The 23,017-nt window shown below is 54.9% G+C and carries 17 protein-coding genes, 5 pseudogenes and 1 riboswitch; of the genes and pseudogenes, 14 read left to right on the top strand and 8 right to left on the bottom strand.

What is annotated here, in order from left to right:
- Positions 1 to 47: 47 nt before the first annotated feature.
- Together folB and bacA are read left to right on the top strand one after the other, a co-directional pair.
- Positions 48 to 407, top strand: coding sequence for a bifunctional dihydroneopterin aldolase/7,8-dihydroneopterin epimerase (gene folB / locus HA45_RS00700; protein WP_100703359.1), 360 nt, complete (start codon positions 48 to 50; stop codon positions 405 to 407).
- Positions 408 to 598: 191 nt separating this feature from the next.
- Positions 599 to 1,417, top strand: a complete 819-nt coding sequence (bacA, locus tag HA45_RS00710; RefSeq protein ID WP_100703360.1) for an undecaprenyl-diphosphate phosphatase — start codon at positions 599 to 601, stop codon at positions 1,415 to 1,417.
- Positions 1,418 to 1,434: 17 nt separating this feature from the next.
- Here bacA and HA45_RS00715 read toward each other — a convergent pair.
- Both HA45_RS00715 and HA45_RS00720 read right to left on the bottom strand, forming a co-directional pair.
- A pseudogene (locus HA45_RS00715) lies at positions 1,435 to 2,666 on the bottom strand (multifunctional CCA addition/repair protein).
- 140 nt (positions 2,667 to 2,806) lie between these two features.
- The gene (locus HA45_RS00720; RefSeq protein ID WP_128598855.1) at positions 2,807 to 3,436 is read right to left on the bottom strand and encodes a TIGR04211 family SH3 domain-containing protein; all 630 of its coding nucleotides are present in this window, start codon (positions 3,434 to 3,436) and stop codon (positions 2,807 to 2,809) included.
- A gap of 196 nt (positions 3,437 to 3,632) precedes the next feature.
- Between HA45_RS00720 and HA45_RS00725 the strand changes: the two genes are divergently transcribed.
- The 3 genes and pseudogenes from HA45_RS00725 (at position 3,633) to hldE (ending at position 9,326) form a co-directional block, all read left to right on the top strand.
- Positions 3,633 to 4,943 (top strand): CYTH domain-containing protein, encoded by a 1,311-nt coding sequence (locus HA45_RS00725; RefSeq protein WP_100703363.1) that lies wholly within the window; start codon positions 3,633 to 3,635, stop codon positions 4,941 to 4,943.
- A 31-nt stretch (positions 4,944 to 4,974) separates the two neighbouring features.
- A complete protein-coding gene (glnE, locus tag HA45_RS00730) occupies positions 4,975 to 7,830 on the top strand; it encodes a bifunctional [glutamate--ammonia ligase]-adenylyl-L-tyrosine phosphorylase/[glutamate--ammonia-ligase] adenylyltransferase (protein WP_100703364.1) in 2,856 nt (951 codons plus the stop codon).
- A gap of 72 nt (positions 7,831 to 7,902) precedes the next feature.
- A pseudogene (gene hldE, locus HA45_RS00735) lies at positions 7,903 to 9,326 on the top strand (bifunctional D-glycero-beta-D-manno-heptose-7-phosphate kinase/D-glycero-beta-D-manno-heptose 1-phosphate adenylyltransferase HldE).
- A 212-nt stretch (positions 9,327 to 9,538) separates the two neighbouring features.
- Here the strand turns inward: hldE and ubiK are convergent.
- Positions 9,539 to 9,844, bottom strand: a complete 306-nt coding sequence (ubiK, locus tag HA45_RS00740; RefSeq protein WP_034828368.1) for a ubiquinone biosynthesis accessory factor UbiK — start codon at positions 9,842 to 9,844, stop codon at positions 9,539 to 9,541.
- A 171-nt stretch (positions 9,845 to 10,015) separates the two neighbouring features.
- Positions 10,016 to 10,165: riboswitch (FMN riboswitch) on the top strand.
- Between the two features lie 111 nt (positions 10,166 to 10,276).
- Here ubiK and ribB point away from each other — a divergent pair.
- Both ribB and ygiD read left to right on the top strand, forming a co-directional pair.
- On the top strand, positions 10,277 to 10,933 hold the full coding sequence (gene ribB / locus HA45_RS00745) for a 3,4-dihydroxy-2-butanone-4-phosphate synthase (RefSeq protein ID WP_100703366.1): 657 nt from the start codon (positions 10,277 to 10,279) through the stop codon (positions 10,931 to 10,933).
- Between the two features lie 221 nt (positions 10,934 to 11,154).
- Positions 11,155 to 11,940 carry a 4,5-DOPA-extradiol-dioxygenase gene (ygiD, locus tag HA45_RS00750; protein ID WP_100703367.1) on the top strand — a complete coding sequence of 262 codons (786 nt, stop codon included), beginning with the start codon at positions 11,155 to 11,157 and terminating at the stop codon, positions 11,938 to 11,940.
- A 37-nt stretch (positions 11,941 to 11,977) separates the two neighbouring features.
- Here the strand turns inward: ygiD and HA45_RS00755 are convergent.
- The 3 genes and pseudogenes from HA45_RS00755 to tolC all read right to left on the bottom strand — a co-directional run bounded on the left by HA45_RS00755 (position 11,978) and on the right by tolC (position 15,451).
- Positions 11,978 to 13,140: pseudogene (locus HA45_RS00755) on the bottom strand (glutathionylspermidine synthase family protein).
- An 8-nt stretch (positions 13,141 to 13,148) separates the two neighbouring features.
- A complete protein-coding gene (locus tag HA45_RS00760; protein WP_100703369.1) occupies positions 13,149 to 13,838 on the bottom strand; it encodes a DUF1190 family protein in 690 nt (229 codons plus the stop codon).
- 141 nt (positions 13,839 to 13,979) lie between these two features.
- Positions 13,980 to 15,451, bottom strand: a pseudogene (gene tolC, locus HA45_RS00765) (outer membrane channel protein TolC).
- Positions 15,452 to 15,680: 229 nt separating this feature from the next.
- Between tolC and nudF the strand changes: the two are divergent.
- The 6 genes and pseudogenes from nudF (at position 15,681) to HA45_RS00800 (ending at position 21,078) form a co-directional block, all read left to right on the top strand.
- On the top strand, positions 15,681 to 16,298 hold the full coding sequence (gene nudF, locus HA45_RS00775) for an ADP-ribose diphosphatase (RefSeq protein ID WP_244563359.1): 618 nt from the start codon (positions 15,681 to 15,683) through the stop codon (positions 16,296 to 16,298).
- The gene (locus HA45_RS00780) at positions 16,295 to 16,720 is read left to right on the top strand and encodes a DUF1249 family protein (RefSeq protein WP_100703373.1); all 426 of its coding nucleotides are present in this window, start codon (positions 16,295 to 16,297) and stop codon (positions 16,718 to 16,720) included. Before nudF ends, HA45_RS00780 begins: the two co-directional genes overlap by 4 nt.
- A gap of 37 nt (positions 16,721 to 16,757) precedes the next feature.
- On the top strand, positions 16,758 to 17,585 hold the full coding sequence (gene cpdA / locus HA45_RS00785; protein ID WP_100703374.1) for a 3',5'-cyclic-AMP phosphodiesterase: 828 nt from the start codon (positions 16,758 to 16,760) through the stop codon (positions 17,583 to 17,585).
- Positions 17,586 to 17,588: 3 nt separating this feature from the next.
- Positions 17,589 to 18,170 carry an esterase YqiA gene (yqiA, locus tag HA45_RS00790; protein WP_100703375.1) on the top strand — a complete coding sequence of 194 codons (582 nt, stop codon included), beginning with the start codon at positions 17,589 to 17,591 and terminating at the stop codon, positions 18,168 to 18,170.
- Between the two features lie 47 nt (positions 18,171 to 18,217).
- Positions 18,218 to 20,111, top strand: a pseudogene (gene parE, locus HA45_RS00795) (DNA topoisomerase IV subunit B).
- Positions 20,112 to 20,178: 67 nt separating this feature from the next.
- Entirely contained in the window at positions 20,179 to 21,078 is a 900-nt protein-coding gene (locus HA45_RS00800; protein WP_100703377.1) for a LysR substrate-binding domain-containing protein, read from the top strand.
- 33 nt (positions 21,079 to 21,111) lie between these two features.
- On the opposite strand, the gene HA45_RS00805 is transcribed toward HA45_RS00800, so the two are convergent.
- Together HA45_RS00805 and HA45_RS00810 are read right to left on the bottom strand one after the other, a co-directional pair.
- A complete protein-coding gene (locus HA45_RS00805) occupies positions 21,112 to 21,420 on the bottom strand; it encodes a putative quinol monooxygenase (protein WP_100703378.1) in 309 nt (102 codons plus the stop codon).
- 31 nt (positions 21,421 to 21,451) lie between these two features.
- Complete coding sequence (locus HA45_RS00810) at positions 21,452 to 22,033, bottom strand: NAD(P)H-dependent oxidoreductase (protein ID WP_100703379.1); 582 nt, start codon at positions 22,031 to 22,033, stop codon at positions 21,452 to 21,454.
- Positions 22,034 to 22,196: 163 nt separating this feature from the next.
- Between HA45_RS00810 and HA45_RS00815 the strand changes: the two genes are divergently transcribed.
- Positions 22,197 to 22,961 (top strand): transporter substrate-binding domain-containing protein, encoded by a 765-nt coding sequence (locus tag HA45_RS00815; RefSeq protein ID WP_100703380.1) that lies wholly within the window; start codon positions 22,197 to 22,199, stop codon positions 22,959 to 22,961.
- Positions 22,962 to 23,017 lie beyond the last annotated feature (56 nt).

Below are 23,017 nucleotides of genomic sequence, written 5' to 3' on the forward strand. Positions count from 1 at the left end.
TCCGCCGGAAGTGGTATCCGGCTTAGCCAAAAACAGAGACTGACATCATGGATATCGTATTTATAGAACAACTCACCGTGTTCACCACCATTGGCGTTTACGACTGGGAACAGGGCATGCAGCAGAAGCTGGTGCTCGATGTCGAAATGGCGTGGGACAACCGTCGTGCTGCGGTGAGTGACGATGTGAACGACTGTTTGAGCTATGCCGATGTCACCGACGTTATCCTCAATCATCTGCAGGGCCAGCGCTTTGCCTTAGTCGAGCGCGTCGCGGAAGAAATTGCCGATCTGTTGATGAATCGTTTCAAAACGCCGGGCGTGCGCATCAAGGTGGGAAAACCTGGCGCGGTAGCCCAGGCAGCGACCGTTGGCGTGCGTATTGAGCGCGGGACTATTCCTAAATAAATCCTCCGTGATTGCCATCACAGTGAAACCAAACCAAATTATGGTGTGTCTCACTTGAGGCCGTTGCGCTAACGGACGCGAAGTAACCGATTTTCTTAAGGTTTCCTTCAGCGTAGCGCAGGCATAATTTTAGGCGGTAGCACCTTGCGACCGCCTTTTTACTGTTTAAAACGGATAGAGGAAAAATTTTGATGGCAGATATTCACCAGCTTTGGGTTGCTGCAATCCTGGGGGTTGTGGAAGGCCTCACGGAATTCCTGCCGGTCTCTTCTACGGGCCATATGATCATTGTTGGCCATCTGCTCGGCTTCGAGGGCGATAAAGCTGAAACCTTTGAAGTGGTGATTCAGCTGGGTTCAATTTTAGCTGTGGTAGTCATGTTCTGGCGTCGCCTGTTTGGGCTGATTGGTATTCACTTCGGCAAGGAGCCACATGAGGGCACCGGAACCGGTAAGTTAACCCTGATCCATATCCTGTTAGGTATGGTGCCTGCGGTGGTGATTGGTTTGCTGCTGCACGATCAAATCAAAACCCTGTTTAATCCGATTAACGTGATGTACGCGCTGGTCGTGGGTGGCGTGCTGCTGTTGGTGGCTGAATACTTCAAACCTAAACAGCCAAAAGCGGTGGGGATTGATGATATTACCTATCGTCAGGCATTTATGATTGGTTGCTTCCAGTGTCTGGCGCTGTGGCCGGGCTTCTCGCGTTCCGGTGCCACTATTTCTGGCGGTATGCTGATGGGCGTGAGCCGCTATGCGGCATCAGAGTTCTCGTTCATTCTGGCGGTGCCAATGATGATCGGCGCCACCGGATTGGATCTCTACAAGAGCATGGGCTTCCTGACAATGCAGGATTTCCCGATGTTCGCCGTCGGCTTCGTGACCGCCTTTATCGTGGCCCTGCTGGCGATCAAAGTGTTCCTGGAACTGATTAAGCGTATCTCGTTTGTCTCGTTCGCTATCTATCGCTTCATCGTGGCAGCGGCGGTTTACGCCATCTTCATGTAAGCGCGACGTGCGGCCAGTTATGCTGGCCGCACGTTGATTAACTCTTCCTGTACTGCCATCACCCGACGACGCGTTAACTCCTCCCGCACTGCCGGACCTTTAAAGCCTGCAGCGACCACCTCTTTGGTTGGCACCGCCTGAGCCAGCGCAAACGCCTGACGCAGATAATCGCCTTGCGGATACGCCATGCTTTCCATTCCGGTACGGCCACGTGCATCGGCTTCGCTGGTCAGCGCCATCTTTTCAACGCGATCGGGCTTGCGCCATGCATCGATACGATCAAACAACGCCACCAGTGACTCCGCCGACTGACGTTCAATGGTGTGGACGATATCGTGGAATTCGGTGACGATTAGCGCCAGATCGCGCACCTGATTCGGCACGCGTAACCGCTGGCACAGCGCTTCGACAATCGGTACACCGGCTAAACCGTGGCCATGATGGCTCGGCCATTTTTCCGGTGGCGTCAGCGCTTTACCGACATCGTGGAACAGCGTGGCAAAGCGCACGTCCAACTCCTCTGACAGTGCGGCAGACAGGGTCAGCGTCATCAGCGCATGTATGCCGGTATCGATCTCAGGATGCCATTTGATCGGCGCCGGAATGCCGTACAGGTTATCCAGCTCCGGGAACAGCACCTGCAAAGCGCCACAGTCGCGCAGTACCTGAAAATAGACCTGCGGATTGCGGGTCAGCAGCGCTTTCTCGGTCTCTTTCCACACGCGTTCGGCGGTGAGATGAGCCAGCTCGCCGCTCTCGGCCATCTCACGCATCAGCGCCTGCGTTTCGTCCGCGACACGAAAGTTGAGGTGGGCAAAGCGGGCAGCAAAACGCGCCACGCGCAGCACGCGCAGCGGATCTTCATTAAATGCGGCAGAAACGTGACGCAGGGTACGATTCGCCAGATCTTGCTGTCCGTGATAAGGATCGATCAGCGTACCGTTGTCAGCCTGTGCGATGGCATTGATGGTGAGATCGCGGCGCTGCAAATCCTGCTCCAGCGTCACATCCGGCGCAAATTGGGTGACAAAACCGGTGTAGCCTTTGCCATTTTTGCGTTCGGTGCGCGCCAGCGCATACTCTTCACGGCTACGCGGATGCAAAAAACCGGAAAATCCCGGCCAACCTGCTGATAACCTTGTTCCAGCATGGCATCCGGCGTGGCGCCGACCACCACCCAATCTCTATCTTTTACCGGCAAACGCAGTAAGGCATCACGCACCGCGCCGCCGACCAGAAACGTCTTCACTCAACCACTCCAGAGGCAATGTATTCTGCGCGCCGTGCACGCATGTTGCGTTATTGTTGCATACTTTGGCTAAAATTCGGGCACGCCAAAAGGGGCATCTTACGATCCCCTTGAAGAAAAGAACAAATCGGCGTGGTGGTTTAGTTCATCCAGCGATCGTTTTTCTTACGGCGCGGCACCATGTGCGGCAGCAGCAAACCAAGCAGTAAGCCAACGCCCAACACGCCGCCGCCATACATAAACCACTGCATGATGATGGTGCGCTGTTTGTCATCTAACTGAACGTTAGCGGCGCTGACTTTCTTCTGCGCAACGATCAGCTCATTTTTCAGCTTCTGGTTCTCAGCTTTCAGGCCGTCAATGGTGCCATCGCTGTTCGCCACCTTGTTCTGCATTTCAGAGGTGCGTTGATTCCAGCTGGTGTCGATGTTCGCCAGCTTGGCGGTGAGATCTTTAACCTGTTGCTCCAGTTGCGGCACGCGGGTGCGCAGGCTTGGATCAGCACTTAACTGTGACAGCGGGATCCAGTTAGTTTTCCCTTCGGCATCACGAATCTGGCCGTATTGGGAATCATTGTTGACCTGCAACAGGGTGACTTCCTCTCCGGCATTCAGCTTACCAATCAGGCGATATTGATCGCCCGGGCCGCTGCGTACCCAGGTGGATAATTCATCGGAGATGTAACGCTTTTCGTCAGCAGCATGAACGGGAGCGATGGCGCTAAAAGCCAGTAAAGAAAGGGCAGCAAGTGTGATTTTTTCATTCGATATCGTTTTTCTTAATGGCGTAAAATTACCGGCACAGTCTGGAGACGCTTCTCAAAAATCTGAATGAGAACTATCCTGGTCTCAATCTGGTGCGAAAAGGGTCGTAAAAGCACAAGAAAGCGGAGACAGCGGGCTCACGGTGCATTACTCTTCGCCAGATTAAACTCGTAAGTGCCAGCAGCGTATTGAATAAAAAATTATGACCATCGAAATCGAATTAAAGTTCATTGCCACACCACAAGCCGCCGAAAAACTCGGTGAAACCCTTGCCGCGTGGCCACATCAGCACTTCGCCGCGCGCGAGCTGACTAACATCTATTTTGAGACCGATGACAATCAGTTACGTCGTTGGGATATGGGCCTGCGCATCCGCGGCGTGGATCAGCGTTATGAAATGACGCTGAAAGCCGCCGGGAAAACCGTGGGCGGCCTGCATCAGCGACCGGAATACAACGTCGACCTCGCTGAGCCAACGCTGGATATCGCCCAGCTGCCAGCAGAAATCTGGCCGCAAGGCACCGATGTCGCGGCATTGCAGCAACGCCTGCAACCCCTGTTCAGCACCCATTTCCAACGCGAAGCCTGGCTGGTTCAGTTCGGCGAAAGCGAAATCGAAGTGGCGTTTGATCGCGGAGACGTTGCCGCAGGTGAGTTGAGCGAACCGCTGTATGAAGTCGAGCTGGAGCTGAAAAGCGGCCAGCGCGCCGACATGCTGAAATTCGCCGAAACCTTGATCACCCGCGGTGGATTGCGTCTTGGCAGCTTGAGCAAAGCGGCACGCGGCTATCAGTTGGCGCAGGGTAATCCTGCACGTCCACTGCGTGCGCTAGCGCTGCAAAAAATCGCAGCCAAAGCCACCGTAGAGCAGGGCATGGTCAACGCGATGACGGCCGGTCTCAACCAGTGGCAGTATCACGAAGAATTGTGGCTGCGTGGAAATGCGGATGCCAAAGAAGCGGTGATGGATGCGCTGGAAACCTTGCGTCAGGCTTTCTCGCTGTTTGGTGCATTGGTGCCACGCAAGGCGAGCAGCGATCTGCGTCAGAAACTCACTCGGCTGGATGAGCTGTTAGCGGATACGGAAATTGATGCTGAAACGGCCTGTTTTTCCGCCATCTCCGTCGAAGCCCAGTTAGCACTTACTCACTGGTTAGTTGAGACACAGTGGCACAACTGGCTGGATGACAAGAGCAAAAGCAAACTGCAGAGTTCGTTTAAACGCTTTAGCGACATCATGCTCAGCCGTATTGCCGCCGATTTGCGTGAAACCTTCGTTGATGTGCAGCTGTTCAATGAATTCCAGGACAAGTCCACGCGCCTGAATCGCCAATTGCTGGCGGTGCATCTGCTGGCGGGTGCTTACCCAGCGGAAGAGGTGAATGTCTGGCTGGCGGGTTGGCAGGAGCTGCAGCATGCCATTCACACGCAGCAGGAACGCGGTTTGATCCAACTGGTTAATCTGGCCATTCGGCCATCGCCGTTCTGGCTGAACAGCGGAGTAAAACGCTAAGCCTGACGCACAATCGAATCAGGGAGGGAAGATGTTGTTATCGTTACCGGCGCTGATGCAGGCGCAGTTAGCTAATGTGGCTGAGCGCCTGAATATGTCGCCTTCTGCCTTTACGGCAGAGCAGGCGGGCGCGCTGGCCTTTAGTGACTTTATTGTTGATAACCTGCAGCAGCATCCGGAGTGGTGGCAACAGCTCCAGCAGCAACCGCCTGCGCCAGATGAGTGGCAGCATTACACCGGCTGGCTGAATCAGGCGCTGGTGGGCGTGGATAATGAAACCTCTCTGATGCGCGAACTGCGCCTGTTCCGCCGTCATATGCTGGTGCGTATGGCGTGGATGCAGGCGCTGCAACACGCCAGTACAGAACAAAGCCTGACGCAGCTCAGCACGCTGGCGGAGATTCTTATCGCTGCCGCACGCGACTGGGTGTGGCAGGATTGCAGCCGCGACTTTGGCACGCCGTGCAATGAAGCCGGTGAAGCGCAGCCGATGTTGATCCTCGGCATGGGCAAGCTGGGCGGCGGCGAACTCAACTTCTCTTCTGATATCGACCTGATCTTTGCCTGGCCGGAAAACGGCGTGACGCAAGGCGGTCGCCGCGAACTCGATAACGCTCAATTCTTTACCCGCATGGGCCAGCGCCTGATTAAAGTGCTGGATCAGCCCACTGTGGATGGCTTTGTCTACCGCGTGGATATGCGTCTGCGTCCCTTTGGCGACAGCGGTCCGCTGGTGCTGAGTTTTGCTGCGCTGGAAGACTATTACCAGGAGCAGGGCCGCGACTGGGAACGCTATGCGATGGTCAAAGCGCGTCTGATGGGCGACGATCAGGGCCACTGGAGCCAGGAACTGCAGCAAATGCTGCGTCCGTTCGTCTATCGCCGTTATATCGATTTCAGTGTGATTCAGTCGCTGCGTAACATGAAAGGCATGATCGCCCGTGAAGTGCGGCGTCGTGGCCTGAAAGACAACATCAAACTCGGCGCGGGCGGCATCCGTGAAACCGAGTTTATCGTACAGGTGTTCCAGTTAATTCGTGGTGGACGTGAGCGCTCACTTCAGCTGCGATCCCTGCTGCCTACGCTAAAAGCCATTGGTGAACTGGCACTATTGAGCACCGCACAGGTTGAACATCTGCGTGAGGCTTACCTGTTCCTGCGTCGCCTGGAAAACCTGCTGCAAAGCATCAACGATGAGCAGACACAAACGCTGCCGGAAAACCCACTCGATCGCCAGCGTTTGGCCTGGGCGATGGGCGCGGCGGACTGGGATGCGCTGATGGCGCAGCTTGAGCAGCAGATGGCGGGCGTGCGCAGCATCTTTGATGAACTGATTGGTGACGATGCGCCAGACGTTGACGATCAACCGCAGCTGGCTGAGTTTGCTGGCCTGTGGCAGGACACGCTGGAGGAGAGCGATCTCATTCCCGTGGTGCCGCAGCTGAATGAAGCGCAACGTCATGCGCTATACGAATCGCTGAACAGTTTCCGCCAGGATGTTAGTCGCCGTACCATCGGGCCGCGTGGGCGTCTGGCGCTTGATCAGCTCATGCCGCGCCTGCTGAGCGAAGTCTGCCCGCGTGAAGATGCCGATGTGGTGCTCAGCCGCCTGACGCCGTTGCTGTTAGGCGTTCTCACGCGCAGTACCTATCTGGAGCTGCTCACGGAATACCATGGCGCATTACGCCATCTGATTCGCCTGTGCGCCGCTTCGCCGATGGTCGCCAGCCAGCTGGCACGTTATCCGCTGTTGCTGGATGAGTTGCTCGATCCCGCCACGCTGTATCAACCGACGGCCACCGATGCGTATCGCGATGAGCTGCGCCAGTATCTGCTGCGTATTCCTACTGATGATGAAGAGCAGCAGCTGGAAGCACTGCGTCAGTTCAAGCAGGCTCAGCATCTGCGCATTGCCGCTGCTGATATCGCCGAAACGCTGCCGGTGATGAAAGTGAGCGATCACTTAACCTGGCTGGCAGAAGCCATCATCGAATCGGTGGTGCAGCAAGCGTGGCAGATGATGGTGCAGCGCTATGGCCGCCCTACACATCTCACCATTGATAGCGAGCGCGGTTTTGCCGTGGTCGGCTATGGCAAACTGGGTGGCTGGGAGCTGGGTTACAGCTCAGATCTGGATTTGGTGTTCCTGCATGATTGTCCGGATGATGCGGAAACCGATGGCGAGCGCGTGATTGATGGCCGTCAGTTTTACCTGCGGCTGGCGCAGCGTGTGATGCATCTGTTCAGCACGCGCACCTCGTCCGGCATCTTGTATGAAGTGGATGCGCGCTTACGTCCATCGGGCGCGGCGGGCATGCTGGTCAGTACCTTCGCGGCCTTCGATGAGTATCAGCGCAATGAAGCCTGGACCTGGGAACATCAGGCACTGGTGCGGGCGCGCATTGTGTTTGGTGAGACGGCGCTTTGCGATCGCTTCAATGACATTCGTCGCGGCATTCTTTGTCTGCCGCGTGAGCGTCATACGCTGCAGAGAGAAGTGCGTGAGATGCGTGAGAAAATGCGCTCGCACCTCAGCAACAAGCACAAAGGCCGTTGGGAAATTAAGACCGATGAGGGCGGTATCACCGATATTGAATTCATCGCGCAATATCTTGTCTTAGGCTACGCGGCTGAACAGCCTGCGTTGACGCGCTGGTCAGACAATGTGCGTATTTTTGAGTTGATGGCGCGTCAGGACATCATGGATGCAGAGGAAGCGCAGGCGCTGACCCATGCGTATGTCACGCTACGTGATGCACTGCACCACCTGGCATTGCAGGAGCTTCCGGGCCATGTTGCGCCGGAATCCTTTGCCACCGAGCGTGCCGCCGTGCATGACAGCTGGCAACGCTGGCTGGCCGCCACCGAATCTGATGGCGCGGAGTAGCTGAGCCGCCAGGCTTTTATGCTAGAATCCGCGCATTATTTTGACTGTAGTACGAAGTCTGGAGTCTCTTGAATGAAAGTTACGCTGCCTGCTTTTGGCAAAGCCGCTGTGCTGGTTGTTGGCGATGTTATGTTAGACCGCTACTGGTATGGCCCGACTAGCCGCATCTCTCCTGAAGCCCCGGTACCGGTGGTGAAAGTCGATACCATTGAAGAGCGTCCAGGCGGCGCGGCCAACGTGGCGATGAACATTGCTGCACTGGGTGCAAACTCACGTCTGATTGGTCTGACGGGCGAAGACGATGCCGCACGCGTGCTGAGTGAAACGCTGGAAAAGGTCAACGTTGAATGTGATTTTGTGGCGGTGAAAAGCCATCCAACCATCACCAAGCTGCGTGTGCTTTCGCGTAACCAGCAGCTGATCCGCCTCGATTTCGAAGAGGGCTTTGAGCAGGTGGATCCGCAGCCGATCCACGATCGTATGCGTCAATCGCTGGCGCAGGCCGGTGCATTGGTGTTGTCAGATTACGCCAAAGGCGCGCTGAGCAGCGTGCAAACCATGATTCAGCTGGCGCGTGAAGCTAACGTGCCGGTGTTGATCGACCCGAAAGGCACCGATTTCGAGCGCTATCGCGGCGCAACCCTGCTGACGCCAAACCTGTCTGAGTTTGAAGCGGTGGTGGGCAAGTGCAAAACCGTGGAAGAGATTGTCAGCCGTGGTATGCAACTGATCGCTGATTATGAACTCTCTGCGCTGCTGGTCACCCGTTCAGAAAATGGCATGACGCTGCTGCAACCGGGCAAAGCGCCGGTACATCTGCCAACGCAGGCGCAGGAAGTGTATGACGTTACCGGTGCCGGTGATACGGTGATTGGCGTGCTGGCTGCGGTGCTGGCAGCGGGCGATAGCTGGAAGAAGCCTGTTTCCTCGCCAACGCGGCAGCCGGCGTGGTGGTCGGTAAACTCGGGACTTCAACCGTGAGTACCGTAGAGCTGGAAAATGCGATTCACGCCCGTCCGGATAGCGGATTTGGTGTGATGACCGAAGCCGAGCTGAAAGCCGCCGTTGCGCTGGCGCGTCAGCGCGGTGAGAAAGTGGTGATGACCAACGGCGTATTCGACATTCTGCATGCGGGCCACGTTTCTTATCTGGCCAATGCACGCAAGTTAGGCGATCGCCTGATTGTTGCGGTGAACAGCGATGCTTCGACCAAACGTTTAAAAGGTGAAACCCGTCCGGTTAACCCGCAGGAAAACCGCATGATCGTGCTCGGTGCGCTGGAAGCGGTGGATTGGGTGGTGCTGTTTGAAGAAGACACGCCGCAGCGTTTGATTGCCGGTGTATTACCGGATCTGCTGGTGAAGGGCGGTGATTACAAGCCGGAAGATATCGCGGGCAGCAAAGAGGTTTGGGCCAACGGCGGCGACGTGCGTGTGCTTAACTTTGAAGACGGTATCTCAACCAGCAACATCATCAAAACTATTCGCAGCCACTAACGGCGAGCACTGGGATTCCAGATGATTCGTCGTCACTGAAGGCGAGCACTGAGATTTCAGATGATTCGCAGTCATTGAAGGCTAGCACTGAGATTTCAGGCGATTCGCAGTGATGAGCGGCGATCGTAGGGCAAGCGGGTACTAACGCAACAGGCGGCCAAAAGGCCGCCTGTTGTTGTCTGCGAGCAATGTACGCCCAGCCAGTCAGCTGCTTACTGCGGAGTGTCGATCTTACCTGCTGGATCAGGCGTCACAACCGCCGGAGCCGGTGCTGCAGGGCTCTCACTCTCCAGTTTTGCCAGGCGCTGTTCCAGTGCGGCCAGCTTCTCACGCGTGCGCAGCAAGACCTGCGTTTGCACATCAAACTCTTCACGATTAACCAAATCCATGCGGGTTAACTGCGCCTGCAGCACCTGACGAATTTTCTTTTCGACATCGTCGCCAAAGTCGCGAATCCCTTTTGGCATGGCTTCATGTACCTGGCGAGCCAGTTGTTCAATTTTTTTCGTGTCGATCATGATGATTTCCTGGTTGCGGTGGCTGATAACAGCGCGTGTTCCGACTCAACAAAGGTTAAGTGTAATGCCTGAAACGAAAAGGTTAAACCTGAATTCCGCATCGCAGTAAATGCAAAAGCATTTGCGCTTTTGGCGATTGCCCGTCCAGATGATTGGCGTTATAGTGACCTCGCTTATTCTCAGGGCGGGGCGAAATTCCCCACCGGCGGTAAATCAGCTTCGGCTGAAAGCCCGCGAGCGCTTTTGCTGCAAAGTGAAAGGTCAGCAGACCCGGTGTAATTCCGGGGCCGACGGTTAGAGTCCGGATGGGAGAGGGTAACGACATCAGCCGGGCTTACGCCCGCGTCACGTTTTTGCCATGTGTTTTTTATGCGCACTCCTAAGCACGCCCTGGTTCTGGTAACTCATATTTTTTTTATAAGGTTTTTTACCATGAATCAGACGCTTCTTTCTGAATTTGGCACGCCTGAACAGCGTGTAGAACGCGCCATCGATGCGCTGCGCAATGGCCGCGGTGTGATGGTGCTGGACGATGAAAATCGTGAAAACGAAGGCGACATGATCTTTGCCGCCGAAACCATGACTGTTGAACAAATGGCGCTGACGATTCGCCACGGCAGCGGCATTGTGTGCCTGTGCATCACTGAAGAGCGCCGCCAGCAGTTGGATTTGCCGATGATGGTCGAGACCAACACCAGCGCTTACGGCACCGGTTTTACGGTGACAATTGAAGCAGCAGAAGGCGTCACCACTGGCGTTTCTGCAGCAGACCGCATCACCACCATTCGTGCCGCCGTTGCAGATGGCGCTAAACCAAGCGATCTAAATCGTCCTGGCCACGTTTTCCCGCTGCGCGCCCGTGAAGGCGGCGTGCTGTCGCGTGGAGGCCACACTGAGGCGACCATTGATTTGGTGACGCTGGCAGGTTTTAAATCGGCGGGTGTACTGTGCGAATTAACCAACGATGACGGCAGCATGGCGCACGCGCCAGAAGCGATCGTGTTTGCGAAACAACATGATATGCCAGTGGTGACGATTGAAGATCTGGTGGCTTATCGCCGTCAGCGCGAGACGCGTCAGGCTAGCTAAGTTGCAGCAATGGTTATTGGAAGATCCGCAGTCCTTTTAGGCTGCGGATTTTTTTTATCTCGCAAAATGCCTCCTAAAATCCGGTAATTGGCTACCGCCCACCCGACGAATTATTGTTCAAATTTTCTGATAAACATCATCACCGTTATCTGCGTTAATCCCGGTACGAAAGCGCGTATCGTAGCGACTAATAAAACGACACTTTCGTCAGAGGAACTATCATGAGCCACAACCGTATGCCCGCCCTGTTCTTAGGTCACGGCAGCCCGATGAACGTACTGGAAGACAATATTTATACCCGCGCATGGCAGCATTTGGGGGCAACATTGCCGCGCCCACGCGCCATTCTGGCGGTGTCGGCGCACTGGTACACTCGCGGTACGGCGGTGACGGCGATGAATAATCCGCGCACCATTCATGACTTTGGTGGCTTCCCGCAGGCGCTGTTTGACGTGCGTTACCCTGCACCGGGTTCGCCTGAACTGGCACAGCAAGTGATCGATCTGTTGGCGCCGGTTGACGTCAAAGCCGATCAGGAATGGGGCTTTGATCATGGCTCATGGGGCGTGCTGGCCAAAATGTACCCTGAAGCCGATATCCCGGTGGTTCAGCTGAGCATCGATGGCACCAAACCGGCGGAGTGGCATTTTGAACTCGGCCGCCAACTGGCCGCATTGCGTGATGATGGTGTGATGATCGTCGCCAGCGGGAATGTGGTGCACAACCTGCGAATGCTGCGCTGGCAGGGAGCCGCAACGGCTTATCCATGGGCAGAAAGCTTCAATGAATTTGTACGGGATAATTTAAGCTTTGCGGGTGCTGCAGCCGAACATCCGTTGGTGAATTATTTGCAGCACGAAGGTGCGGAACTGTCGAACCCAACGGCAGAACACTATTTGCCGTTGCTGTATATCCTTGGCGCACGTGCAGACGATGAATCGTTAAGCATTCCGGTTGAAGGAATGGAGATGGGAGCGATCAGTATGCTCTCGGTGCAGGTGGGATAATTCTCTGGCCGCCCGTGTTAAACGGGCGGCACAGCATTTACTCGATAAAAGTATGGGGATAGAAGCGCGACAGATCCTGCGTGATCAGCGCCCGATCTTCCCGAATACCAATACCGGCAGGTTGATCGTCAATCAGCCAACTTCCGATCAAGGTGTAACTGTCGCCAAACTTTGGCAACGGATAGAACTGCTGGATGATCATCCTTCTTCGCCATACGGACCGTCTGCGCGCGCGATTTCCTGACCGTTTTCGATGATGCGAATATTGGCGCCTTCACGTGAAAACAGCGGCTTCACCACATACTTGTCCATCTGCGGGGCATTTTTATCGTCGGCAAAATAAGCGGGCAGCAGGTTGGGATGGTTTGGGAACATTTCCCACAGCAGCGGCAGCAGGGCTTTATTCGAGATAATGCTCTTCCACGCCGGTTCTAACCAACGCACACCGGCATCTGCCAGCTTGGTGGAGAACATTTCGCGCAGCATGAATTCCCACGGATAGAGCTTGAACAGGTTACTGATCACCTGATCCTGCTCATCAGTAAATTGGCCTCTTTCACCCAAGCCAATCTCATCGATATACAAGAACGCATTCGGCAAACCGGCTTCGGTGGCGCAATCCTGCATGTATTGCACCGTAGCACGATCTTCCTCGGTATCACGGCAACAAGCGAAGTGCAGCAGGTTAAAACCATGCTGCTGGTGCAGCGCGGCAAAGCGTTCAATCAGCTTCTCTTGCAGGCTATTAAACTGATCGCTCCCCTGCGGCAGGTTACCGGCATTAAGCTGGTCTTCCAGCCAAATCCACTGGAAGAACGCCGCTTCGTACAACGAGGTTGGCGTGTCGGCATTATTTTCCAGCAGCTTGGCATCGCCTTTGCCATCCCAGGCCAAATCCAGGCGTGAGTAAAGCGAGGGCTGGCGCAGTTTCCATGAGTCACGCACGAAATCCCAGGTGTGCTTAGGAATGCAGAAACGGGTGAGCAGCTCATCACTGTTCACCACTTTTTCTACCGCCTGCAAACACATCTGATGCAATTCTGCGGTGGTCTCTTCAAGCTGATCCACCTGAGCCAGGGTGAACTGGTAGTAAGCCTCTTCACACCAATAGGGTTCGCCGTACATGGTATGAAACTGGAAACCGTATTCGTTGGCCTTTTCGCGCCAGTCCGGGCGTTCACTGATGGCAATACGTTGCATGTGACGGCTTAGCCTCCCATCGAGCGGCTACTGCCAGTGCTGCTGCGATTGGTGCTGGTGGCATTGCTGCGCTGCATCGTGCTTTGCTTGGCGACGGTCTCACCAAAGCCACCACGGGTGATGGTTGAGGTGGTGGCCGGTTTAGGGGCCATGGCGGTTTTCGGCACGTTCATGCTGCGGCCAGAATTCGCGGCACCGTAGTTTTTGCCCGAGGCATCAACAAATTGACCGTTGGCTGGGCTGTTCGGGGTTTTCGGTGAGAACAACGGTTGCTGCGCAAAGCCCGCGCCGCCGCCCATCATACGACCCATCATGTAACCGGCCATCAGCGGCATCCAGAAGCTACCGCTCTGCTGCGCCTCAGCATTGTTGGTGGTGCCTACACCGGCCTGAGCAGGTGTCTGCTGGCACTGGTTCTCACCAAACTCGGCGACGCAGTCTTCACGCGTGGCGTATTTCGGTGCGGTGCGCTCGGCTTCTTTCACCGCATTGTTATAAGCGGTGGTGCACTGTGCGCCCTGGCTCGGGTTGGCTTTCGCGCAATCATCCGCGTTTTGATACAGCGAGACTGTTTCATCGCTTTGTTCGCAGCCTGCCAGCATGAACACCGCGGTAACCGCGAGTGCAACTGGCGTTAAATGGCGTGCCTGCCAGCTTTTACGAAAAGCAGCATGGCGAATATGTTTAGTCCGTTTCATTATTTTCATCCTGTGCCCAAAGGTGGGGCTTAGGATAGGTGATGAGTGGTTGAAAATGAAGCGCGAAGCCGGATGGCTGGGGGATCTTTACGTTGTTATACGTTTGAATGCGAAAGGGGCCGCAAGCGGCCCCTTAAGGGATTAATTACCGAAAGGATTTCCACTGCTGTGCGCCGCTGCCGGACGGGCTTTGGCGGAGGCTGACGCGGTAGTGGTTTTCGGACCATTATCCACGTTCGAAGCCTGCTGAGCGTTTTCCGGTGCCACCGCTTCTGGCGCGGTCGTCACTTCTTTGCCCAGTGAACTGTTCAGCAACTGCAGATCCTGCTCATTCAGCGTGCCCAATGCATATTTGATGTTCAGCTGGTTAATCAGGTAGCTGTAACGTGCATCAGAAAGCTGCTGCTTGGCGTTGAACAACGTGGTGGTCGCATCCAGCACATCAACGATGGTACGCGTACCCACCTGATAGCCCGCTTCCATGGCGTCCAATGAACTCTGTGCAGATACTACCGCTTGCTTGTAAGCATCGATGCTGCTGATTGAGGCGTTCACGTTGTTAAAGGATGAACGTACGGTCTGGATAGCGCTACGATGTGCGCCTTCCAACTGCTCGCTGGCGGCAACAAAGTTATATTGCGCCTGTTTCACCTGCGAAGTCACCGAGCCACCGCTGTACAGCGGCAGGGAGAAGCTCAGGCCAACCTGATTGGTACCCGTAATAGAATCCGTCGTGCCTGAACTCTGGTTAGCACGGCTGCCGCCGTATTTGCTGTTAGACATTCCGGTTGAAGCGGTCAGATCCAGCGTTGGCATATGACCTGTCTCAGCAGAGCGAATCTGCTCACGCGCTAAATCCTGGCTCAGACGAGCAGACAACAGGTTCAGGTTGCGGCTTTCGGCCTGTTTCAGCAGCGTTGCCACAGCGTCAGGACGGGCAGTTTTGAAACGATCGATGTTCAGTGAGGCCAGTGCCAGATAATCCATACCGGTAATCTGACGCAGTGACTCTACCGCGTTATCGAGGTCGTTACGTGCGGTCACTTCGTTAGCGAGCACGCTGTCGTACTGCGCACGGGCGTTCTGCACGTCGGTGATGGCCACCAGACCCACGTTAAAGCGCTGGGTGGTTTGATCCAATTCGCGGTAAATCGATTGTTTCTGCGCTTCCGTGTAAGAAAGGGTATCAATCGCCTTCAACACATTGAAATACGCGGTTGCGGTGTTCAGAATCAGATCCTGTTGGGCAACCTGATAAGTGACATCTTGAATCCCGGCAGTTTTTCCTGCAATGACAAAGCACGCCATTTCGACATATCGAAAATAGTTTGTGTTAATTGCAGAGAAGCGCTGGTCGTGTTGGAATGAATACCGCTGCTGTCACGGTAACCGTTGTTATAGGTATAATCTGCGCCCAAGCCTAACTGTGGCAATAAAGGACTACGCGCTTCGTTAATTTTCTCAAAGGCCGCATCGCGATCGGCGGCAGAAGCACGCAGATCCGGGTTGCTAAGGCGCGCCTGCTGGTAAACCTGCAACAGGTTTTCTGCCTGGCTGGCAAGGCTGAATCCGCCCAGGCTCAACCCAATAAAAAGTGGGAGCAGTTTTTTCATTTGCATTCCTTTTGATGCAGCAAATTGCACTGGTAGTGCTGCAGGTAAGCCAAAAAATAATCGCCGATTCTACAGAGGCGGCGTCAGAGATAAGTTGGCTGAACGTGCCTTCTTCCCCTAATTTACGTAAATAATTCAGAAAGAACCACTCGGACGGAGCACTAGGGTTGGCTTTTCTTCGCTCCATCCCAATCTGCATAAGGAACCAGATGATGGCGGTAGAAAAAAAATCCCCTGTGACTTTCACAAAAAACGATGTAGAAATTATTGCACGCGATACACGTTACGATGGTTTTTTTCCATCGTCCGCTACCGATTCCGCCATCGCCGTTTTAATGGCGAGATGAGCGGTGAGGTGGTACGCGAAGTTTTTGAGCGCGGACACGCTGCCGTGCTGCTACCCTATGATCCCTTACGCGACGAAGTGGTGCTGATCGAACAGATCCGCATCCCGGCTTATGATTCCAGCCCAACGCCCTGGCTGCTGGAAATGGTGGCCGGCATCATTGAACCTGGCGAAACCCCGGAAGATGTAGCGCGTCGCGAAGCGGTAGAAGAGGCCGGCCTCAAGGTTGGACGCGTCAAACCGATAGTGAATTACTTAGCCAGCCCAGGCGGAACGTCTGAACGTTTGTCGGTGCTGGTGGGCGAAGTGGATGCCAGCCTGGCAGAGGGAAATCACGGGCTGGAGGAAGAGAATGAGGATATTCTTGTCCATGTGGTGAGCCGCGAACAGGCTTATCGCTGGGTGGAAGAGGGGATTATTGATAACGCGGCATCTGTCATCGCCCTGCAATGGCTGGCATTGCACCATGAAAAACTACGACAAGAGTGGAAGCTAAAATGAAACAGCGCTATACCCCTGACTTTCCCGAAATGATGCGCCTGTGCGAAACCAATTTCGCCCAGCTGCGTCGCCTGCTGCCGCGTAATGACGAGGCAGGCGCGTCGGTGATGTATCAGGTGAACGGCGCCAGTTATCAGCTGACCATTCAGGAGTCGACGCGTTACACCACGCTGGTGGAGGTTCGCCAGGTGGCGCCAGCGGTCAGTTACTGGAGCTTGCCATCCATGTCGGTCAGGCTCTACCACGATGCGATGGTCGCTGAAGTGTGTTCCACTCAGCAGATCTATCGTTTCAAAGCGCGCTATGATTATCCTAATAAAAAACTGCATCAGCGCGATGAAAAACATCAGATTAACCAGTTTCTTGCGGATTGGTTGCGCTATTGTCTGGCGCACGGCGCTGTGGCAGTGCCGGTCTGCTGATAGCTAACAACTGTGGCGTGGAGAGAAAGGAAACGCTTTGGATAGCCTGCTTACTCTTCCTGCGGCGAATGGGGCCGATATCAGGATTTTACAAATCACGGATACCCATCTTTTTGCAGGAAAACATCAATCGCTGCTTGGGGTAAATACCTGGTCGAGTTTTGATGCGGTGCTGGATGCCATCATGGCGCAACAGCACGATTACGATTTGATTATCGCCACCGGCGATCTCGCCCAGGATCACACCGTCGAAGCTTATCAACACTTTGTTGCGGGCATAACGCGCCTGCCGAAGCCGTGCGTCTGGTTGCCAGGCAATCACGATTTTCAGCCCGCGATGGTGGATACGCTAGCCGATGCCGGTGTCGCCTCTGACAAACACGTACTGCTGGGTGAACACTGGCAACTGGTGCTGCTCGACAGCCAGGTCTTTGGCGTGCCACATGGCATGTTAAGTGAATACCAGCTGGAGTGGCTGGATAAAGCATTGCGCAAGCATCCTGAGCGCCACACGCTGGTCCTGTTGCACCATCATCCGCTTGCTTCCGGTTGTACCTGGCTGGATCAACATAGCCTGCGTAACCCTCATCAATTAGAAGCGGTGCTGCAGCATTTCCCGCGCGCGCGCAATTTGGTATGTGGTCATATTCATCAGGAGCTGGATCTCGACTGGCACGGCCGTCGCGTGCTGGCTTCGCCGTCTACCTGTGTTCAGTTCAAACCCCACTGCACCAACTTCACGATTGATAATGTCGCGCCGGGTTGGCGCTGGTTAACCCTAAAAGCCGATGGCGTAATGGAAACCGAAGTGAACCGCCTGCAAAGCGATCTGTTCCGTCCCGATCTTGATTCCGAGGGCTACTAAACCATGGCGGCGTTGATCTATTTGCATGGATTCAATAGTTCCCCGCAATCGGCCAAAGCTACGCAGCTGCAACAGTGGGTGGAAACGCACCATCCCCACATCAACGTACTGGTACCGCAGCTGCCCACGTTCCCGGCAGAAGCCGCCACGATGTTGGAAGAAATCGTGATGCAGTATGCGGGCGAACCATTGGGCCTGGTGGGATCGTCGCTCGGCGGCTACTTCGCCACCTGGCTGTCACAATGCTTTATGTTGCCTGCGGTGGTGGTAAATCCTGCCGTGCGGCCGTTTGAGCTGCTGGTGGATTACCTTGGCGAGAACCGTAATCCCTACACCGGCCAGCAATATGTGTTAGAGTCACGCCACATTTACGATCTGAAAGTCATGCAGATTGACCCTCTCGAAGCGCCCGATTTACTCTGGCTGCTGCAACAGACCGGCGATGAAGTGCTCGATTACCGCCAGGCGCTGGAATACTACAGCGCATGCCGCCAAACGGTCGAAGAGGGTGGCAATCATGCCTATATCGGATTCGAACGCCATTTTGCGCAGATTATTGATTTTCTGGGACTTAATGCTCCCTGATTGCTGCGAGATGGACCCCTATTCCTATTGCTAATCAGACAGTTACGATGAGCCAATCAAGTTATAATGCCGATGCCATTGAGGTCTTAACCGGCCTTGAACCGGTGCGTCGTCGTCCGGGGATGTACACCGATACCACGCGCCCAAACCATCTGGGCCAGGAAGTGATCGATAACAGCGTCGATGAGGCGCTGGCCGGTCATGCCAAACGTGTGGAAGTCATTCTTCATGCGGATCAGTCACTGGAAGTGATCGATGACGGTCGCGGTATGCCGGTGGATATCCATCCCGAAGAAGGCGTGCCAGCGGTTGAACTGATCCTTTGTCGTCTGCATGCGGGCGGTAAATTCTCCAACAAAAACTACCAATTCTCTGGCGGCCTGCACGGCGTGGGCATTTCGGTGGTTAACGCCCTGTCAAAACGAGTCGAAGTCACCGTGCGTCGTAATGGCGAAGTGTACGACATCGCCTTCGAAAACGGCGACAAAGTACAGGATTTGACGGTTACCGGCACGGTCGGTAAACGTAATACCGGTACTCGCGTGCATTTCTGGCCGGACGAAAGCTTCTTTGACAGCCCCCGTTTCTCTGTTTCACGTTTGACGCATGTTTTAAAAGCCAAAGCGGTGCTGTGTCCGGGCGTGGAGATTGTCTTTAAAGACAGAGTGAACAACACCGAGCAAACCTGGCTTTATCACGGCGGCCTGACCGATTATCTCTGCGAAGCGATAAATGGTCTGCCCACGCTGCCGGAAAAACCCTTTGTCGGCAGCTTTGCTGGCGATGTCGAAGCGGTGGATTGGGCCCTGTTATGGCTGCCTGAAGGTGGCGAACTGCTGACCGAAAGCTACGTTAACCTGATTCCCACCATGCAAGGCGGAACCCACGTTAACGGCTTACGTCAGGGTCTGTTAGATGCGATGCGTGAGTTCTGCGAATTCCGCAACATTCTGCCGCGCGGTGTAAAACTGTCGGCGGAAGATATCTGGGAACGCTGCGCCTATGTCCTGTCGGTGAAAATGCAGGATCCGCAGTTCGCCGGTCAGACCAAAGAGCGTCTTTCTTCACGTCAGTGCGCGGCATTCGTCTCGGCTATCGTGAAAGATGCGTTCAGCTTGTGGCTTAACCAGAACGTGCAGGCGGCAGAGATGCTGGCTGAACTGGCGATTTCCAGTGCCCAGCGTCGTATGCGCGCCGCCAAGAAAGTGGTGCGTAAAAGCTCACCAGCGGTCCGGCACTGCCGGGCAAGCTGGCTGACTGTTCGGCGCAGGATTAAACCGCACGGAACTGTTCCTGGTGGAAGGTGACTCGGCAGGTGGATCGGCCAAGCAGGCGCGCGATCGTGAATATCAGGCGATCATGCCGCTCAAAGGTAAGATCCTCAATACCTGGGAAGTCTCATCGGATGAAGTGCTGGCCTCACAGGAAGTGCACGATATTTCTGTGGCGATCGGTATCGATCCCGACAGCGACGATCTCAGCCAGCTGCGCTACGGCAAGGTTTGTATCCTCGCGGATGCGGACTCCGATGGTCTGCACATCGCCACGCTGCTGTGCGCGCTGTTTGTGAAGCACTTCCGCTCGCTGGTGCAACATGGCCATGTCTACGTTGCTATGCCGCCGCTGTATCGCATCGATCTCGGCAAAGAGGTGTTTTACGCCCTCGATGAAGACGAGAAAGAAGGCGTGCTGGAACAGCTGAAGCGCAAGAAAGGTAAGCCGAACGTACAGCGCTTCAAAGGTCTGGGTGAAATGAACCCGTTACAGCTGCGTGAGACCACGCTCGATCCTAACACCCGCCGTCTGGTACAGCTGACGGTGAGCGATGAAGATGTCGAGCAAACGCTGCGCGTCATGGACATGCTGCTCGCGAAGAAACGTTCTGAAGATCGCCGTAACTGGCTACAGGAAAAGGGCGACCTCGCCGACCTGGAAGCTTGATGACATGGGACGCTGCGGCGTCCCTTGTTATTTAGGGCAAGCCAAACATTTTTCCGGGGAAAGGAACGTGAAAATCACACTGGAAGAGCTGCGCGCCTGGGTGGCGGTGGTGGACAGCGGATCGATTACCGCTGCTGCCGATCAACTCGATCAAACCAGCTCCGGTATCAGCCGGGCGCTGAGTCGGCTGGAAAGCAAATTACAAACCACACTGATGCATCGCACCACGCGGCGTCTCGCGCTCACAGAGGAAGGGCTGATCTTTCTCGATCATGCGCGTCAGATCCTCTCTTCGGTGGAGTTAGCAGAAGAGCAGATTGCCCAACGCCGCGATATCCCCTCAGGCAGATTGCGTATCAATGCTAACGCGCCCTTTATGCTGCACGTGATTGTGCCGCTGGTGGCGGAATTCCGTCAGCGCTATCCACAGATTCAGCTGGAGTTGAACACCGACGACATCATGATTGATCTGCTGGAGCAGCAGACTGACATTGCGATCCGCGTGGGAGAATTGCGAGATTCTACACTGCGCGCCCGCGTGCTGGGCAGCAGCGCCACGCGATTAGTGGCGAGCCCGGCTTATCTGCAGCAGCACGGTGAACCTGCCACGGTTGAGGCGTTGGCTGCCCATCAACTGCTCGGCTTCAGTCAGTTGGACGCGCACAATGTCTGGCCGGTTTGGCAGCGTGAAGGGGAGTTTCTGCAGATTAAACCGACGTTGTCGGCATCCAGCGGCGAGACGCTTCGCCAGTTGGCGTTAGCGGGACAGGGCATTGCGCGCCTTTCTGATTTTGTCAGTCGCGAGGATCGTGCGCGTGGGGATTTGGTCCAGGTACTGGAGAGCGACACTCGCGAACTGCGTCTGCCAATCCATGCGGTGTATTACCGCAATCAATCCCTGACTTCGCGGATTACCTGTTTTCTCGATTTTCTGCGCGAGAAGATCGAAGCCGATCGCATGCTATAAAAAAGCCCCTGCACAGGCAGAGGCTCAAGGTGATTAGCGAACCGGCTCTAACACCAGGATCTTCACATCCACCACATCATCTTTAATCGTGGCGCGATGCGCATCCATGTGCGGCATCTGCTGATGCTGCTCAAGATGGCGCAGCGATTCCCACTGTTCCAGCATGAAAATGGAATCCGGAGAATTTTGCTTCCACGGCACCTGCGCCTGATGATCGACCAGCGCGTCATACTGATGGCAGCCTTCCTCTTCCAGCACGGTAGGAATCAGCGTATTGATGGCTTCCAGTACCACGTGACGACGACCTGGCTTAACACAGATTTCTGCAACGACAGTTAACATAGCGCTTCCTCTTTTCCCGGTGTGCTTACAGTTAAGCAAAAATCTGGCTGAGATGAGTCCGATAACGTTCAATATCGCGCGGCACGTCTGGCATTTTGATCACATCGTTACAGATAAAGGTCGGTAAAGCTTCCATGCCGAGGAACTGGTTGGCTTTGTGGAAGTGCAGATACAAGCCGTCAACGCCCACGCCTTCGAAGAACTGCTCAGGATCATTAAACGCTTGCAGCGGTGCGTTCCAGGTCAGCGACAGCATATATTTTTTGCCCTGAATCAGACCGCCTGAACCATACATTTTGCCCGCATCGCTGCGCGTGCGGCCGTCACTGGCATACAGTGAACCGTGACCTTCAGTGAACACGTCATCAATGTATTTTTTCACCGTCCACGGCTCGCCCATCCACCAACCTGGCATTTGATAAATCACCACGTCACTGTCGAGGTATTTCTGCACTTCGTCTGCCACGTTGTAATCGCTGTCGGCAAGAGTAACGACCACGTTATGGCCGAGATCGCGCAGTTGGCTGGCCGCCACGTCAGTGAGGGTGTGGTTCAGTTCGCCTTTTGAGTGGGCAAAGGTTTTGCCGCCGTCGATGATGAAAATATTGCTCATGGATGATTCGCTCCGTTTCCCGTTGATGGCGCACACTCTACGCGCGCAGGCGAAGGAGAAAAATGCGTGATCGATCACAAGACTTTTGCTAATAAGGCAATAATGCGGAGGCTTATGCAACAATCCGCACGCAAACCAACATCAACATATAAAAGAAGAACCCATGAAAACCGCGATACTGAGTGCATTACTTCTGGTGACGGGCGCTGCTCAGGCGCAATCCCACCTCGACGAAATTCGTAGCAGTAAAACCCTGAAAGTCTGTACCACCGGCGACTACAAGCCTTACAGCTATCTGCGCAGTGATGGGCAGTATGAAGGGCTGGATATCAGCATGGCGCAGTCGCTGGCCACCAGCCTGGGCGCCAAAGTGCAATGGGTGCCGACCACCTGGAAAACCATGAGTGATGATTTCGTGGCGAAGCAGTGTGATATCGCCTTGGGAGGCGTTTCGGTCACTTTAAAGCGCCAGCAGATTGCCTGGTTTGCCGAGCCGCTGGGCGTGGATGGCAAAATCCCGCTGGTGCGCTGTGATGACAAAGACAAATATCAAACCGTTGCGCAGATCAACAAACCAAGCGTTCGCGTGATTGAGCCGGCTGGCGGCACCAATGAAGCCTTCGTGCACAGTCATTTGCCGCAGGCGACGCTGCAACTGGCCGATAACGTCGGCATTTTCCAGCAGTTGGTGGACAAGAAAGCGGACGTAATGATCACCGATGCCTCCGAAGCGCTGTTCCAGATGAAACATTATCCGACGCTGTGCGCCATCAATCCGGATAAACCGATGCAGTACGGTGAGAAGGCTTACATGATCCCGCGTGATGATATGAGCTGGAAACTGTATGTCGATCAGTGGCTGCATCTCAGCACCGCCACCGGTGAATATGCGCAGATCGCCTCGCAGTGGCTGGGCGTGATTAAGTAAAACTTACCTTGATACATCGCGCTGCTCCCCATCACTGCTGGAGCGGCGCGATTATT

This window comes from Pantoea rodasii, assembly GCF_002095465.1.
Classification (GTDB): Bacteria; Pseudomonadota; Gammaproteobacteria; order Enterobacterales; family Enterobacteriaceae; genus Pantoea; species Pantoea rodasii.